Origin of the sequence: Bacillus piscicola (genome assembly GCF_022458745.1) — a bacterium.
GTDB lineage: Bacteria > Bacillota > Bacilli > Bacillales > Marinococcaceae > Alteribacillus_A > Alteribacillus_A piscicola.
In genome coordinates, this window is sequence record NZ_JAJJJF010000001.1 from 430,565 (window position 1) to 446,861 (window position 16,297).

The following is a 16,297-nucleotide window of genomic DNA, read 5'->3' on the forward strand; positions in this document are numbered from 1 at the left end:
AGATTGTCATGATTGGGATCATTGATTACGGGATGGGAAACTTGCACAGCGTCAGTAAAGCATTAGAACGTCTTGGTCTTGCTTATTTTATAGCAGAAGAACCAGAAAAGCTTATTAAAGCGGACGGACTGATCCTGCCTGGTGTCGGTTCATTCCGGGATGCCATGTCGATATTAAGAGAAAAAAGACAGGACGGTTTTATTCAATCATGGTCAAATGATGGCAGGCCGCTACTTGGGATTTGTCTAGGCATGCAGCTGTTATTTGAAGGAAGCGAAGAGAATGGGGATGCCGAAGGGCTTCATATTCTTCCGGGATATGTCAGACGTTTCAATGGCAGAACGCAGGAAGGAAGCACGTACAAAGTGCCTCATATGGGATGGAATAAACTACATTATAACCAGCCGGATCACACAATATTAAACGGTACGGAATCAGGACATGTTTATTTTGTCCATTCCTATGCGGTGGAAACGTCAAGCAAAGATGTGTTGATTGCGACAAGTGATTATCACCAGGAAGTCCCGGCAATAACGGGAAAAGGATTGACAATCGGTATGCAGTTTCATCCGGAAAAAAGTGGAGAGCTCGGTCTGAACCTATTGCGTAATTTTGGTGAGTTGGTGAATGAAAGGGGACAGAAAAATGGAGAGTTTTAAACTGTATCCTGCAATCGATATTAGAGGCGGGAAGTGCGTTCGCCTGCTTCAAGGAGATTACAGTAAGGAAACCGTGTACGGCGATTCGCCGCTTGATATGGCATTACGCTTTGAACATGCAGGCGCTTCCTGGATACATATGGTTGATCTCGACGGTGCCAAAGAAAAAAAACGTGTGAATGATGATGTTATTTTAGAAACAGCCGCGCAAACTTCTGCAAAAATTCAAGTAGGAGGCGGTATTAGAACAAGAGAAGATGTTGCGTATTACTTGGAAAACGGGGTGGACAGGATCATATTGGGAAGTGTCGCTGTTCAGAATCCTGAGTTCGCCAAAGAAATGCTCGCAACATACAAAGAGAAAATAGCGATTGGACTTGATGCCAGAGATGGTTACGTAGCAGTGAACGGTTGGCTGGAAACGTCAGAGGTTACAGCGGTTGAACTTGGCAGAGTGATGGCGGAGTACGGTGCTGAGACATTTATTTTTACCGACATTGCAAAAGACGGGATGATGGAAGGCCCTAACGTCGAGGCAATCGCGGAGCTTGCTGAAGCAACCAGCCGTTCTGTAATTGCGTCCGGCGGTGTGAGCAACCTGGAAGACTTGAAAGAACTAGCAAAGTATCATGATTCCGGTGTCAGTGGGGCAATTATTGGAAAGGCTATTTATACCGAAAAAATTGATTTAGAATCAGCGGTGCGAGAGGTGGAATCGGCATGGTAACGAAGCGGATTATCCCTTGCCTGGATGTGAAAGAGGGAAGGGTCGTAAAGGGTATTCAGTTTGTGGAGCTGCGGGATGCGGGAGATCCCGTAGAGTTAGCCGCTTTCTATGACGAACAGGGAGCGGACGAACTTGTGTTTTTGGATATTTCTGCTTCCCATGAGGGACGGAAAACGATGGTCGAAGTAGTACGGGAAGTAGCCGGTACACTGGCGATCCCTTTTACTGTAGGCGGCGGTATTAATACGTTGGATGATATGAAGGGTATTTTACGGGCCGGGGCCGATAAGGTGTCCTTGAACACTGCAGCTGTAGTAAATCCCTCGCTTATAACAGAAGGTGCAGATTATTTTGGAACTCAGTGTATGGTCGTGGCGATCGATGCAAAATACGATGAAGAGCTGGGCTCATGGCGGGTATATACACACGGGGGGCGTACTCCAACAGAATGGGAAGTGACGGAGTGGGCGAAAGAGGCCACGTCCAGAGGCGCCGGCGAAATTTTGTTGACAAGCATGGATAAAGACGGGGCGAAAGATGGTTTTGATCTGGAGCTGACGAAACGAGTGAATGAAGTGGTGACAGTACCCGTTATTGCTTCTGGTGGTGCAGGGGCGAAGGAACACTTTGTAGATGTCTTTGAGGACACGGGTGCAGATGCGGCGCTTGCGGCTTCTATTTTTCACTACAAAGAAACATCCGTAGAAGAGGTCAAAGCTTACTTGCGACAGAAGGGGGTCAACGTACGATGAAAGTGGACGAAATAGCATTTGACGATAATGGACTAGTGCCGGCAATTGTACAAGATGCAGCTAGCAAAGAAGTGCTGACACTTGCCTATATGAATAAAGAATCTTTAGAGAAGACGATCGCAACGAAAGAAACATGGTTTTACAGCCGGTCTCGGCAAGCGTTGTGGCATAAAGGGGAGACCTCAGGGAACACACAGAGAGTCACAGAAGTAAACTATGATTGTGACAAAGATGCTGTGTTGGTGAAAGTTGTCCCACATGGTCCTGCTTGCCATGAGGGAACGTATTCGTGTTTTTCACACCCTCTTTTGGAAGCGGAAACTGCTGAGAGCAGAAAAGATCGTTTTACCATTCTTAATTGCTTGGAACAGACAATTGCCGAAAGAGAAGCGAGTATGCCGGAAGGTGCTTACACGACATACTTATTTACAGAAGGCGTCGATAAAATCTTAAAGAAAGTGGGAGAAGAGGCGAGCGAAGTCATTATTGCGGCAAAAAATCGCGATTCAGAAGAATTAAAGTGGGAAAGTGCTGACCTTCTTTATCATCTTCTTGTGCTCTTACGTGAACAAAAGCTTCCGTTGGATGACGTCTTATCCGTATTGGAGGAACGTCACAGCAAGTAGGTTTTTTCTCTTGGTGCATGGTGGTATACTGGCAGTGGCATGTGATTTAATCCGAGGGAAGGATAGAACACTAATGAAAAAGGAACAAAATTTTGGTCGTATTATCCCTTTTATTCAAAGTGACCGATTGTTCTTTGAAAGAGGGGTATCCGCCTACCATAGAAACGAACTGGAACGAGCTGATAAATATATAACCAGGGCGATTCAAATAAATCCAGAACAAGGAATTTATCAATGTCAGCTGGCTGTTATCTATGCAGAGAAAATGGATTATGAAAAAGCAACTGACTTGTTGAAATATGTCCTGCGTGAAGTGGACGATACTATCTATGAAGCTCACTTCTTCTTGGCTAATAATTATGCTTACCAAGGGTTGTTTCATAAAGCAAAAGAAGAAGCAACTCGTTATTTGCAATTAGTACCGGATGGTGACTTTTCAGCAGACGCAGAAGATTTATTAGATCTTTTGGCGCTTGAAGAAGATGAGAACGATCTTCGTGATGACGATGAGCTTATTATTAGATATGAAGAAGCTGTCAAGTTGTTTAAAAAAAAGCATTACGAAGAAGCAGAGTTACTTTTCCAAAACATCATTCAGGAATATCCAACGTATTGGGCGGCGCAAAGCCAATATGCCGCTATGCTTTTCTTAAAAGGAGAAAAGGAAAAAGCCACTACCTATACAAAAGAATTAATTAAGAACAGCCAATACTTGCCTGCTGTTTTCCAACTGGCCTTGTTTTATAAACAGTCAGGCCGGGAAAGGGATTCGCAGGAATTAGTCTCAGCGTTGAAGCAAACGTTACCTTTAAATAAACAGCATTTGTTTTATGCTGCCTGTACCATGTGCAGGCTTGAGGAATATGAACTAGGCTATCAATTTTTCCGAAGGTATGTGTCGCGTTTCCAAAGTGCTGATCAGGATCTCTGTTTTTATAAGGGGGCAGCCGCTTTTTTGACCAACCGCTTTCGACAAGCAGAAAAATGGTGGAAGCGAGCGGAAAGGATGAACCATCCTCAGGCATCAGCGCTATTGGAAAAATGTCGTGCCCATCAGCTGACCGTATCGGATGTTAAGGCAGAACTCGAGAGAGACTGCAGTAACAGTCTTCTCTGATTTCTTTCTGTTTGGCTGTTTAACAGCGTTTTATATCGCCTGAGCAGATTAATGGACTTCGCAGCTAACCTCTCATAGGATAAATGTATGGATTATAACTGTATGTATCACTAGGGCGCTCTAGGGGATATTATAGTTAAGAAAGAGGAGTGAGACCTATGTCAGAAGAAAAGATTTATGACGTAATTATTGCTGGCGCAGGGCCTGCAGGTATGACGGCTGCGGTATATACTTCCCGTGCAGAAATGGATACGCTGATGCTTGAGCGCGGTGTGCCGGGGGGCCAGATGGCCAATACAGAGGATATTGAAAACTATCCGGGTTTTGACCATATTCTCGGTCCTGATTTATCTAATAAAATGTTTGAACACGCGCGTAAGTTCGGGGCGGAATATGCTTACGGCGATATTAAAGAGATTGTAGATGGGAAAGAATATAAAGTGGTGAAAGCAGGCGGAAAAGAATACAAAACGCGGTCTGTTATTGTTACGACGGGCGCTGAGTATAAAAAACTTGGTGTTCCAGGTGAAAATGAATTAGGCGGACGCGGTGTTTCATACTGTGCAGTGTGTGACGGGGCCTTCTTCCGCAACAAAGAAATCGTTGTAGTGGGAGGCGGCGACTCAGCAGTTGAAGAAGCGGTTTATCTCACGCGCTTTGCTTCCAAGGTGACGATTATTCACCGCCGCGATGAACTTCGTGCCCAGAAAATTTTGCAGCAGCGTGCCTTCGTTAATGATAAAATTGAATTCAAATGGGATCACATTGTCAAAGAAATTAATGAAAAAAATGGCAAAGTAGGCAGCGTAACGCTGAGCGATCTTAAATCCGGTGAGGATTATGAGTTTGAAACAGAGGGTGCCTTCATTTACATCGGTATGCTGCCATTGAACGCAGCTGTAAAAGGTTTGGACATTTTAAATGACGAAGGGTATATTGTCACAAATGAGGAGATGGAAACGAAAGTGCCGGGCATATTTGCTGCTGGAGATGTTAGAGAGAAATCACTCCGTCAAATAGTCACAGCTACGGGAGACGGTTCGCTCGCGGCTGAAACAGCACAAAAATATGTAGAGGAATTAAAAAGCACTGTTAAATCATAAGCACCTCCTCTTTGTAAATTAAATTGTTTTTAATCAGGTTGTAACGAAAGTGCAACAAATGAATTGTATAATGGTATTTAGTAATTGACCCCCTTTTTTATAAAAATATTTTTTGCACAGGCCACGGCCTGTGTCTTTTTTTGTGTAAAGATGGAGTACCCTCTTTATTAAAATTGAGCAATCTGCTTCACAATAGTATACTGAAAGAAGGCAGTATGGTGAGGTGGTAAACATGCAGCGAGTAACAAATTGTGTGCTTAAACATAAAGAAAAGCTTCTTCTGCTCCAAAAGCCAAGCCGTAATTGGTGGGTGGCCCCTGGAGGGAAGATGGAACCAGGTGAATCAGTTCGCGATGCGGTCATTCGTGAATTTCGTGAAGAAACCGGTCTGGTGATTAAGAATCCCGCTATTCGCGGTATTTTTACTTTCTTAATTATGGATGGGGAGAAGACAATATCAGAATGGATGATGTTTACCTTTCAGGCTTCGGAATGGGAAGGAACTCTTTTAGATGAATCCCCTGAAGGAAACCTGATGTGGCACTCTGCTGAATCAGTGACAGCGCTTGATATGGCAGAAGGTGATCAGCGAATTTTTGAACATGTCTTAACTAACAATGGTGTGTTATATGGAACGTTTCGCTACTCAGAGGACTACCAGCTATTATCCTGTGAGCTAGATAATGACCAGGCGGAAAGGGATGAAGCGTAGTGAAGCAGCCGCATGAAGATATCCAGGTAGTAATCATTACTGGTATGTCAGGAGCGGGCAAAACTGTAGCCGTGCAAAGCTTTGAAGATTTAGGCTACTATTGTGTGGATAATTTACCGCCTGCTCTCATCCCGACTTTTATAGAGCTGGTTGAGAATTCAGGCGGAAAAATGAATAAAGTAGCCTTAGTCATTGATCTGAGAGGCCGTGAATTTTTTGATCAGCTATTTGAAGGGGTCGATTATTTAAGGATGAAGCCTAATCTCAGGTCGTACATTCTGTTTTTGGATGCGAGAAATAATGTGCTCGTCCAGCGCTATAAAGAAACAAGGAGGTCCCACCCGCTTGCTAATGGCGAAGCGCCTCTTGAAGGTATTCGGCAGGAGCGGGAGATGCTTGAAGATTTAAAAGGAAGAGCACGACAGATCATAGACACAAGTGAGCTTAAGCCAAAGCAGCTTCGTGAACGAATTATGGAGTATTTTTGCGGGACAAAACAGGATGTCTTTACCGTACATGTGATGTCTTTCGGCTTTAAGTACGGGTTGCCGATCGATGCAGACCTCGTGTTTGATGTCCGTTTTTTACCGAATCCTCATTATATCTCGAACCTGCAGCCGAAAACAGGCTTGGAACAGGAAGTGTCTTCCTATGTGTTAAAATGGGTGGAAACAAAAGAATTTCTAGGGAAGCTGCTTGATTTATTGACGTTTATGCTTCCTCAATATAAAAGAGAAGGCAAGAGCCAGCTCATTATTGCGATTGGCTGTACGGGGGGGAAACACCGGTCCGTTTCTCTAGCTGAATACATTGCCGATCACTTTTCTGACGATTACTCGGTACACCGTAGTCACCGGGATATTCAGAAGGGGAAGGAAAAAGCCCGTTGACAAACGCAAACATTGTCGTCATTGGTGGTGGGACCGGCTTATCTGTTTTGTTACGCGGCTTGAAACTGTACCCGTTTACTATTACTGCTATTGTGACGGTGGCAGACGATGGCGGAAGCTCGGGGCGGCTTCGCAAAGAGTTGAACATCCCTCCTCCAGGAGATATACGGAATGTCCTTGTAGCGCTTGCAGAAGTAGAGCCGGTATTTGAGCAGTTGTTTCAACATCGATTTGAAAACGGGAATGGCCTATCGGGACATTCCTTAGGCAATCTGCTTTTAGCCGGCATGACTTCCATAACCGGTGATTTTGCCCGGGGAATTAGTGAATTAAGTACGGTCCTTAACGTTCGCGGTAAAGTATTACCGGCTGCTAATCACAGTATCGTGCTTCGTGCGGAAATGATCGACGGTTCTATCATTGAGGGTGAATCAAACATCCCTCAGTCGGGCAAGCGAATTAAACGTGTATTTTTATCGCCGAATACGGTGAAACCGCTTCCTGAAAGCTTGCAAGCCATTCATGAAGCGGATTTGATTGTCCTTGGGCCTGGCAGCTTGTTCACAAGCATTATCCCTAATTTGCTCGTCCCGGGTATTACAGAGGCTATTAAGGAATCAGCGGCCCGTAAAATTTACATTTGTAACGGAATGACTCAAAAAGGAGAGACGGACCACTTTTCTGCAGCTGACCACGTGGAGACGATTTATGCCCACGCTGGTTCTAAAGTGATCGATGCTGTGATTGCAAATAACGGCAGCATACCGGCTGACATCCTTACGAACTATGCTAAGGAGGGGGCTGCCCCTGTTGCCGTCGATCTGAATAGACTGCAGGAACTTGGCTGCCAGGTGATTAAGGGTTCCTTTATGGAATTTAACGATAACCTATTACGACATGATGCCGTAAAAGTGGCAGAGGCCTTATTACATGAACTTAAAGAAGTGCGGCGAGAATAAATAAACGAAATGACTCGCTGCAAAGGAAGAGAAGGCGGTGATCATATTGTCATCCTTTGCGGCTATGGCAAAAAAAGAATTGACGCAGCTGGAATTAAAAGATTGTTGTGCAAAAGCTGAATTGGCAGCACTCATCCGGATGAATGGTGCAGTATCTCTTGGGAACGGGGAGATGGTGCTCGAGATCACGACAGAAAATGCAGCGATAGCCCGCCGGATTTACAAGCTGATTAAAAAAGTTTACAAGGAAACCACCGTTGAATTGATGGTCAGGAAGAAAATGCGTTTGAAAAAAAATAATGTGTATTTAGTACGGATTGTCGAAGAAGCGAAGGAGCTGTTGAGTGATCTTCACATTATGGAGGAAGGGTATCGTTTTATTCGAACAATATCTCCCATACTTATGAAGAACCCTTGCTGCAAACGCGCTTATCTTCGCGGTGCTTTCTTAGCCGGCGGCTCTGTTAATCATCCTGAAACATCCTCGTACCATTTGGAGATTTTTTCTTTTTATGAGGAACATACTAAAGCATTACAGGAACTTTTGGAGGATTTTTATCTTTCTTCTAAGATTTTGGAAAGAAAAAAAGGGTTTATCCTATATATTAAAGAAAGTGAAAAAATAACGGAATTTCTCAATGTTATTGGTGCTCACCAAGCCCTACTGTACTTTGAAGACGTACGTATTGTGAAGGATATGCGAAATTCGGTCAATCGTCTTGTCAATTGTGAAACAGCTAATCTGAACAAGACAGTAGGAGCTGCGATGCGGCAAATTGAAAACATTCAGCTTGTTGATAATGTAATAGGAATAGAGCAGCTTCCAGAAAAAATACGAGAAATCGCCGATCTGCGTTTAAAACACCAGGATGTTACGTTAAAAGAATTAGGGGAAATGATACCGAGTGGACCCGTCAGCAAGTCAGGTGTAAACCATCGGCTGCGAAAAATTGACGAGTTGGCAGAAAAGATTCGGAAAGGAGAATCGCCTCTGCCAGAGGGAACATAACGAATCAGGTCATTGACGATGGAGGAGATAAGAGTGGTTGAAAAAAAAGTCGAAGTAAAGTTGAAAACAGGTTTGCAAGCAAGACCGGCCGCTTTGTTTGTACAAGAAGCGAACCGTTTTCAATCCGATATTTTTATTGAAAGAGGGGATAAGAAAGTTAATGCGAAAAGTATTATGGGGATCATGAGTCTTGCCGTCCGTTCAGGAAGTACCATTAATATTACAGCAGAGGGAAGCGACGAACAAGAAGCCTTAGATGAACTTACTGCTTTCGTGGAAAAAGAAGAATAAGACATAGAAGTGTGAAAAGAGGATGCCACTGCTATACAGTGACACCCTCTTTTTGTATGTTTTAATTTGAGCTTATTTATAGAGTACTTCATCTATTAAACCGTATTTTTTCGCAGCTTCTGCGGACATAAAGTTATCACGATCGGTGTCGCGTTCGATAACTTCAAGTGGCTGTCCGGTACGTTCGGAGAGAATTTGATTCAACTTCTCGCGCATTTCAATAATACGACGAGCATGGATTTCGATGTCTGCAGCCTGCCCCTGTGTACCGCCAAGTGGCTGGTGAATCATGACTTCACTATTTGGCAGTGCAAATCGTTTTCCTGGTTCGCCGGCATTTAATAGGAACGCTCCCATTGACGCAGCCATCCCAATACAAATGGTAGATACTTGCGGCTTTATATGCTGAATCGTATCGTATATGGCCATACCAGCGGTAATCGAACCACCGGGACTATTAATGTATAGGGAAATATCTTTCTCAGGGTCGTCAGCAGCCAAAAACAACAGCTGAGCTACAATGGAGTTTGATACGTTATCGTCAATCCCTGATCCTAGCATAATAATACGGTCTTTCAAAAGACGAGAATAAATGTCGTATGCTCTTTCACCGCGATTGGTTTGTTCAATTACTGTAGGTATTAAATTCATGTTAACTCCTCCTATATAGTATGGTAAGTTTGTTGGATCTGTGTTGGTAGTACTAATTTTACCCCAATGGTCAACAATGGTCAAACAACAAGGCTGTCCAATGGTGGGAAGTGCTGTACATATTGGGAATTCGTGACATTACTCGTAAAACCCTGCCTGTATCTTTTCCTTTTTTACATTATTTCAAACTACTAGCGCTTTAGCAAACAGGAAGCATTGCGTATATATATAACAGAAACTCTTTTTACAAACAGAGGATATTTAGCTATAATAAAATTATCACAAATTAGTGACAGGTATAGAGGAGGGGTCTCCATGTTTGGTCAGGAGCGTTTAGGTCAGGATGCTTGGTTTGAAAAAGAGGAAGAACTTGCACTTTCTGAAGCGGCAGAACAATTAGAAGCCCTTGCCTCTATGTTGCGGACGAATAAGGAATGCACGCTAACGAATCAGGAAGAAAGTGTCGTAATAGCTCCAACGGAGAACGTGGTGTTAAAAATAGATTATACAAAGCAAGGCCGAGAATCACGGGCACAGTTCCAATTGACGTGGCGAGATGATAAATAGGTAATGACTTTTTTTAGGAAAGAGATCATAAGATGGCACATATAGTAAAGAAAACGCTTACAAGTTAGAGGGGGGAATAGCCGTGAATATGGAAATGGGGTTATACCAACAACAGACATTAAAGTTAGTCATGACTCAGGAACTGCGCCAGGCGATTTCCTTACTTCAATTTTCTACCATTGAATTATCGGAATTTCTAGAAGAGCAAGCGTTAGAGAACCCGTTAATCGATATAGAGGATCCGGGTACTCACATGAAAGAAGAGATGCGTTATGATATGCCTGTTATGTGGCAGGATGAACCGACACATGAACTTCAAGGGCATGAAGAGCAGGAAAATGTCTCTCCTTTCGACCGAATTAAAGATGATCGAGAACGAGTATCTGACCATCTGATTAATCAGATCCGTTTAACAACGACTGGAGACGAGCAGCTCATCCTGACGCATATGGCGAGAAACATCGGGGATGATGGTTATTTAGCGGGGACTTACGAGGAGCTTACGGCGCTTTTTAACCTTACCGAAAGCGAATATGAAGCCTATGTTGCAAAAATCCAAAGTTTTGAACCGGCAGGAATTGGCGCCCGTTCCTTGCAGGAATGCCTGCTTCTGCAATTAAGACGTTATTATCCACGTGAAAAGCTGGCAGCAATCATTGTCGAGTTTCATTTAGAGGAGCTCGCGGCGCGTAAGTGGAAAGAGCTTTCAAAGTCTCTGAACGTACCACTTAAAGATATTCAGCATGTCTGCGACCTAGTTCAGAAACTCGATCCCCATCCGGGAACTTGTTTTGGGAACGAACATCCGGGACATTTAGTGCCAGATGTTTATGTCGAAAAGGAAGGCGGCCGTTTTATTGTACGATTAAATGACGACGGACTTCCACGGATTCGGCTGAATCGTCAATACCGTCACCTCTTAGAGAATAAAGAAGCAGGTGAGGCGGCTCTCTATGCGCAGAAGAAGTATAAACAACTGGTTTGGTTATTAAAAAGCATTGACCAACGTCAGCAGACGATACGTAATATTACAGAAGCCATTGTGCAATTTCAGAACGATTTTTTTGAAAAAGGACCGTCAGAAATGAAACCGTTAACGCTAAAAGACGTAGCGGAAGCAGCCGATGTTCATGAGTCTACCGTTTCACGGACAACCAATCAGAAATATGTACAGACACCTCATGGTTTATTTGAATTGAAATATTTTTTCTCTTTAGGAATGAGTACGAATACCGGTGAGCAGACGTCCACGTTTGTTATTAAATCTAAAATCAAAGAACTAGTAGACAATGAAAATAAGAAAAAACCTCTATCTGATCAAAAGATCGTTGATTATTTAGAGGAAGAGCATGGGATAGCCATTTCGCGGCGCGCAATTGCAAAGTACAGGGGAGAACTACAAATCCCATCTTCGTCAAAACGTAAGCGTTATGAATGAAAATACAACAGCCAGGGAATATTCGGTGTAGATCATAAGTGAAGATCTGCACCGAATTTTTCGTTAGGCTGGGAAAGGCTAAGTTTCCTCAAGATAAGGAGGACTAGAAATAAAATGAAAACGAAAATTGGTATTAATGGATTCGGCAGAATTGGGCGACTCGTATTACGTGCTTCCTTGGAAAATGAAAGTGCAGCAGAAGTTGTTGCTGTTAATGATTTGACTGAACCAGAAATGCTTGCTCATTTGTTGAAGTACGATTCCATACACGGTAAACTAAAGAATGATGTCGTTGTGAAGGACAGTTGTCTGATTATCGGCGATCAAGAAATACGTGTAACCTCTGAAAGTAGTCCTGAAAAAATAGATTGGAGAAGAAGCGGTGTAGACACGGTTATTGAATCAACAGGGCAATTCATCAAGCGTGAAAGTGCTGCCGCTCATCTGAAAGCAGGGGCAAATAAGGTGATTATCTCCGCTCCGGGAAAAGAAGTAGATGCTACATTTGTTATGGGAGTGAACCATAGAGAGTACGACAAGGAAAGACATATCATCGTTTCTAACGCCTCCTGCACAACGAATGGCCTTGCCCCAATTATTAAGGTGCTTCATGAACGGTTCGGAGTTAAGCGTGGGATGATGACGACCATCCATTCTTATACAAATGACCAGCGTATTCTTGACCTGCCGCATAAAGATTACCGACGCGCACGGGCTGCTGCAGAAAATATAATCCCGACTACTACGGGGGCTGCAAAAGCGGTAGCTCTTGTTCTTCCTGAGCTTGAAGGGAAATTAACAGGAGGGGCAATTCGAGTGCCAACACCTAATGTTTCGCTTATTGATCTCGTAACGGAACTGGGGAGCGACGTTACACAAGACGCAGTTAATAAAGCTTTTAGAGATGCAGCTGCAGATGAATTAAACGGTATATTGGGATATAGCGAGGAGCCGCTCGTTTCTGGGGATTATAATGGGAACCCCCATTCCGCTATCATTGACGCGCTTTCTACATCCGTATTGGAAGATAACCTTCTAAAGGTCATCGCTTGGTATGATAATGAATATGCTTATTCACACCGTCTTTTAGAGCTAGCTGCTTACATGGCGGAGAATAGTTAGCATGAAAACGAGAGGTGTTAATGGGGAGAAGACTACTGTTTCTCCCTTTCCTAACACATCGGCATGATACATAAGGCCTATTTATGAAGCTTAGCTCTGATGGTAATAGCAATACCGCATTTCTATTGTATAATCTGAAAAGGGGGGTTTGTCCTTAATGAATAAACGATCTATGCATGATGTTGATTTTGCCGGAAAAACAGTATTTGTCCGGGTTGATTTTAATGTGCCGATGAGTGATAGGAAGGTTACAAATGACACTCGTATACGTGCGGCTCTGCCAACTATTGAATACTTAATGGAACAAGGAGCCAAAATAATTCTTGGCACTCACCTGGGACGGCCGAAAGGAAAAGTTGTAGAAGAGTTACGGCTCGGTCCGGTCGCGACAAGGTTAGAAGAACTTTTAAAGAAAAAGATAACAAAAGTAGATGAAGTGTTTGGTGAGCGGGTAAAGCAGGCGGTCTTACAACTTAATGAGGGGGATATCCTCCTTTTAGAAAACTTCCGCTTTGAACCCGGAGAAGAAAAGAATGATAAGGAATTGGCGAAGAGTATCGCTGATTTAGCCGATTATTACATAAACGACGCTTTTGGTGTTGCACATCGTGCTCATGCTTCCACCGAAGGCATCGCCCATTATCTGCCATCAGCAGCTGGTTTCCTGATTGAGAAAGAACTCAATGTCCTTGGAAAAGCATTATCAGATCCTGGACGCCCGTTTACAGCGATTATTGGCGGTGCAAAAGTGAAGGATAAGATAGAAGTAATTGATAACTTACTTGAGAAAGTGGATCATTTAATTATCGGGGGCGGCCTTGCATTTACTTTTGTGAAAGCGAAAGGCTATGAGATAGGTAACTCATTACTGGAAGAAGATAAATTAGAAACAGCTAAACGCTTTATGAAAAAGGCGGAAGAGAAAGGTGTCCAATTTCATATACCAGTGGACGCTGTTATTGCGGATTCCTTCAGCAGTGAGGCCAATACAAAAATAGTAGATATTAACAATATCTTACCGGGGTGGCAAGCGCTAGATATCGGTCCTAAGACAATTGAAGAATATAATGACGTCATCCGTTCATCAAAACTTGTCATTTGGAATGGTCCAATGGGTGTTTTTGAAATCCCGGCTTTTGCCAATGGCACGCGAGGTATTGGAGAAGCCCTGGCTGCGTCCACTGACACGTATTCGGTGATTGGGGGAGGAGACTCGGCTGCAGCGGTAGAAGCGTTCGGATTGACAGAGAAAATGAGTCATATTTCGACAGGCGGCGGGGCTTCCCTGGAGTTCATGGAAGGGAAGGATCTTCCAGGCATCGCGGTACTGGATGATAAGGAATAAAGATTAGCAGGCAGAGGTGATTCTTAATTATGAGAACTCCGATAGTGGCGGGGAACTGGAAAATGAATAAGGTATACCGGGAAGCGGTTGCCTTTATAGAAGAAGTGAAAGGGAAGACGCCTTCGAAAGATGAAGTGGAGACGGTAATTTGTGCACCGGCTTTGTTTTTAAAGGGGATGAACGAAGCAGCGGAAGGCAGTGACATCCAGATAGGGGCACAAACAATGCATTTTGAAGACAGCGGGGCGTTCACCGGTGAGATCAGCCCACTGGCACTTGCTGATGCAGGAGTTACATATACGATCATCGGCCACTCGGAGCGCCGGGAATTATTTAATGAAACCGATGATAGTGTCAATAGAAAGCTTCACGCGGCTTATTATCATAACATAATCCCAATCATGTGCTGCGGTGAAACATTAAAAGAGCGCGAACAGCATAAAACGGCCGAGGTAGTAAAAAAACAGGTGGAAGCAGGGGTTAAAGGTTTAGATAGAGAAAATGTGAAGCGACTTGTTATTGCTTATGAACCAATTTGGGCCATTGGAACAGGCCGTTCGTCTTCCGCTGGAGATGCGAATGAGACATGCGCCGTTATCCGCAATACAATAGCTGAGCTGTATGACGAGGAAACGGCACAAGCGTTGCGCATACAATATGGTGGCAGTGTAAAGCCTGACAATATTAAGAGCTTTATGGAACAAGAACATATTGACGGTGCCCTTGTAGGCGGTGCGAGTTTGGCCCCTGATTCTTTTCTTGACATGGCGAAGGAGGCTAAGTATGAGTAAGCAGCCAGTAGCACTGATTATCTTAGACGGCTTTGCACTTCGCGAGGAACAGGAAGGAAATGCAGTGGCCCAAGCAAACACCCCGAACTTTGACCGTTATTGGAACAGCTTTCCTCATGCAACGTTAAAGGCCAGCGGAGAAGCTGTCGGCCTTCCTGAAGGACAGATGGGGAATTCTGAAGTAGGTCACCTTAACATTGGGGCAGGACGCATCGTTTATCAGAGCCTGACACGGATAAATAAAGAAATAGAAGACAGAACGTTTAACGAGAATAGAGCCATTCTTCATGCGATCGACCATGTCAAAACAAACAACAGCGATCTACATTTGTATGGTTTGCTTTCTGATGGCGGTGTTCACAGCCACATTCACCATTTATTTGCATTGCTGGAGATGGCTAAAGAAAAAAAAGTGGAACGTGTATTTATTCATGGCTTTTTGGACGGCCGTGATGTTGGACCCGCGACGGCAGAAACGTACATAGAAGCACTGCGCCAAAAAACAGATGAATTAGGCATCGGGCGTCTTGCCACTGTACATGGACGTTATTATTCGATGGATCGTGACCGCCGCTGGGACAGGGTGGAGAAATCGTACCGGGCTCTTGTAGATGGTAAAGGACCACAGTTCAATAGCCCAGAAGAAGTGATTGAGTATTCGTATGGAAATGAAATTCTAGATGAGTTTATTGAACCTTCCATCATCAAGAATGAAGAAGGGAAGCCAACTGCTGTCATAAAGGATAATGATGCGGTTGTATTCTTTAACTTCCGTCCTGATCGTGCGACACAGCTGTCAGAAGTGTTTACGAACCCCAATTTTGACGGCTTTGACGTTGGAGAGAAGGCACCGACAAATGTATATTTTGTTACGATGACTTCCTACAGTGCGGCTATTCAAGCAGACGTTGCTTATCCACCGCAGAATCTTGAGAACACCATGGGAGAAGTTGTCGCAAATGCAGGTTTGACACAGCTGCGGATTGCGGAAACAGAGAAATATCCCCATGTCACTTATTTTTTCAGCGGTGGTCAGGAAAAAGAGTTTGCAGGGGAAAAACGAATTTTAATTGATTCTCCTAAAGTGGCAACGTATGACTTAAAGCCGGAAATGAGTATTTATCAAGTAACAGAAGCACTTGTGTCAGAAATGGAAACCGACCAGCCTGATTTTATCGTATTAAATTTTGCGAATCCTGATATGGTAGGTCATTCGGGGAAACTTGATGTAACCATTCAAGCTGTTGAAGCGGTTGATGAATGCCTGGGGAAAGTAGTGGATACACTGCTGAACAGAGGTGGATATGCAATTATCACAGCCGACCATGGGAACGCCGATGAAGTTATTACATGTGAAGGTAAGCCAATGACTGCTCATACGACTAACCCGGTGCCAGTCATTGTGACAAAAAGCGATGTCACCTTGAGAGAAGATGGCATTTTGGCAGATTTATCTCCGACTGCCGTTGATCTATTGCATATTAATAAGCCGCAAGAGATGACCGGCAAAAGTTTAATCAAATAAAAGGAGCTTGAGA

The 16,297-nt window shown here is 43.8% G+C and carries 18 protein-coding genes; 17 read left to right on the forward strand and 1 reads right to left on the reverse strand.

What is annotated here, in order from left to right:
- The first annotated feature begins 8 nt into the window (after positions 1 to 8).
- The 11 genes from hisH (at position 9) to LOR49_RS02055 (ending at position 8,845) form a co-directional block, all read left to right on the forward strand.
- Positions 9 to 659, forward strand: a complete 651-nt coding sequence (hisH, locus tag LOR49_RS02005; RefSeq protein WP_240374961.1) for an imidazole glycerol phosphate synthase subunit HisH — start codon at positions 9 to 11, stop codon at positions 657 to 659.
- A complete protein-coding gene (gene hisA / locus LOR49_RS02010) occupies positions 646 to 1,386 on the forward strand; it encodes a 1-(5-phosphoribosyl)-5-[(5-phosphoribosylamino)methylideneamino]imidazole-4-carboxamide isomerase (protein ID WP_240374436.1) in 741 nt (246 codons plus the stop codon). Before hisH ends, hisA begins: the two co-directional genes overlap by 14 nt.
- Positions 1,380 to 2,138: an imidazole glycerol phosphate synthase subunit HisF gene (gene hisF / locus LOR49_RS02015; RefSeq protein WP_240374437.1), complete on the forward strand. Its 759-nt coding sequence runs from the start codon at positions 1,380 to 1,382 to the stop codon at positions 2,136 to 2,138. Before hisA ends, hisF begins: the two co-directional genes overlap by 7 nt.
- Positions 2,135 to 2,764 carry a bifunctional phosphoribosyl-AMP cyclohydrolase/phosphoribosyl-ATP diphosphatase HisIE gene (hisIE, locus tag LOR49_RS02020; protein ID WP_240374438.1) on the forward strand — a complete coding sequence of 210 codons (630 nt, stop codon included), beginning with the start codon at positions 2,135 to 2,137 and terminating at the stop codon, positions 2,762 to 2,764. Before hisF ends, hisIE begins: the two co-directional genes overlap by 4 nt.
- A 73-nt stretch (positions 2,765 to 2,837) precedes the next feature.
- A complete protein-coding gene (locus tag LOR49_RS02025) occupies positions 2,838 to 3,881 on the forward strand; it encodes a tetratricopeptide repeat protein (protein WP_240374439.1) in 1,044 nt (347 codons plus the stop codon).
- Positions 3,882 to 4,039: 158 nt separating this feature from the next.
- On the forward strand, positions 4,040 to 4,984 hold the full coding sequence (trxB, locus tag LOR49_RS02030; protein ID WP_240374440.1) for a thioredoxin-disulfide reductase: 945 nt from the start codon (positions 4,040 to 4,042) through the stop codon (positions 4,982 to 4,984).
- A 232-nt stretch (positions 4,985 to 5,216) separates the two neighbouring features.
- Positions 5,217 to 5,696, forward strand: a complete 480-nt coding sequence (locus LOR49_RS02035) for an NUDIX hydrolase (RefSeq protein WP_240374441.1) — start codon at positions 5,217 to 5,219, stop codon at positions 5,694 to 5,696.
- On the forward strand, positions 5,696 to 6,586 hold the full coding sequence (gene rapZ / locus LOR49_RS02040; RefSeq protein ID WP_338021108.1) for an RNase adapter RapZ: 891 nt from the start codon (positions 5,696 to 5,698) through the stop codon (positions 6,584 to 6,586). The genes LOR49_RS02035 and rapZ overlap by 1 nt, the downstream gene beginning before the upstream one ends.
- Positions 6,583 to 7,545: a gluconeogenesis factor YvcK family protein gene (locus tag LOR49_RS02045; protein WP_240374442.1), complete on the forward strand. Its 963-nt coding sequence runs from the start codon at positions 6,583 to 6,585 to the stop codon at positions 7,543 to 7,545. Before rapZ ends, LOR49_RS02045 begins: the two co-directional genes overlap by 4 nt.
- Positions 7,546 to 7,609: 64 nt before the next feature.
- A complete protein-coding gene (gene whiA / locus LOR49_RS02050) occupies positions 7,610 to 8,554 on the forward strand; it encodes a DNA-binding protein WhiA (RefSeq protein WP_240374963.1) in 945 nt (314 codons plus the stop codon).
- A gap of 33 nt (positions 8,555 to 8,587) precedes the next feature.
- Positions 8,588 to 8,845: an HPr family phosphocarrier protein gene (locus tag LOR49_RS02055; protein WP_240374443.1), complete on the forward strand. Its 258-nt coding sequence runs from the start codon at positions 8,588 to 8,590 to the stop codon at positions 8,843 to 8,845.
- 72 nt (positions 8,846 to 8,917) lie between these two features.
- On the opposite strand, the gene clpP is transcribed toward LOR49_RS02055, so the two are convergent.
- Entirely contained in the window at positions 8,918 to 9,496 is a 579-nt protein-coding gene (clpP, locus tag LOR49_RS02060) for an ATP-dependent Clp endopeptidase proteolytic subunit ClpP (RefSeq protein ID WP_240374444.1), read from the reverse strand.
- A 315-nt stretch (positions 9,497 to 9,811) separates the two neighbouring features.
- On the opposite strand from clpP, the gene LOR49_RS02065 reads away from it, so the two are divergent.
- From LOR49_RS02065 to gpmI, 6 genes are all read left to right on the forward strand, one after another.
- Entirely contained in the window at positions 9,812 to 10,063 is a 252-nt protein-coding gene (locus LOR49_RS02065; protein WP_240374445.1) for an amphi-Trp domain-containing protein, read from the forward strand.
- 88 nt (positions 10,064 to 10,151) lie between these two features.
- Positions 10,152 to 11,501, forward strand: coding sequence for an RNA polymerase factor sigma-54 (gene rpoN, locus LOR49_RS02070; protein WP_240374964.1), 1,350 nt, complete (start codon positions 10,152 to 10,154; stop codon positions 11,499 to 11,501).
- A 114-nt stretch (positions 11,502 to 11,615) separates the two neighbouring features.
- Positions 11,616 to 12,623 (forward strand): type I glyceraldehyde-3-phosphate dehydrogenase, encoded by a 1,008-nt coding sequence (gene gap / locus LOR49_RS02075; RefSeq protein WP_240374446.1) that lies wholly within the window; start codon positions 11,616 to 11,618, stop codon positions 12,621 to 12,623.
- A 157-nt stretch (positions 12,624 to 12,780) separates the two neighbouring features.
- A complete protein-coding gene (locus LOR49_RS02080; RefSeq protein WP_240374447.1) occupies positions 12,781 to 13,968 on the forward strand; it encodes a phosphoglycerate kinase in 1,188 nt (395 codons plus the stop codon).
- Positions 13,969 to 13,997: 29 nt separating this feature from the next.
- Entirely contained in the window at positions 13,998 to 14,759 is a 762-nt protein-coding gene (tpiA, locus tag LOR49_RS02085; RefSeq protein WP_240374448.1) for a triose-phosphate isomerase, read from the forward strand.
- Positions 14,752 to 16,284 (forward strand): 2,3-bisphosphoglycerate-independent phosphoglycerate mutase, encoded by a 1,533-nt coding sequence (gene gpmI, locus LOR49_RS02090; RefSeq protein ID WP_240374449.1) that lies wholly within the window; start codon positions 14,752 to 14,754, stop codon positions 16,282 to 16,284. The genes tpiA and gpmI overlap by 8 nt, the downstream gene beginning before the upstream one ends.
- The last annotated feature ends 13 nt before the right edge of the window (positions 16,285 to 16,297 follow it).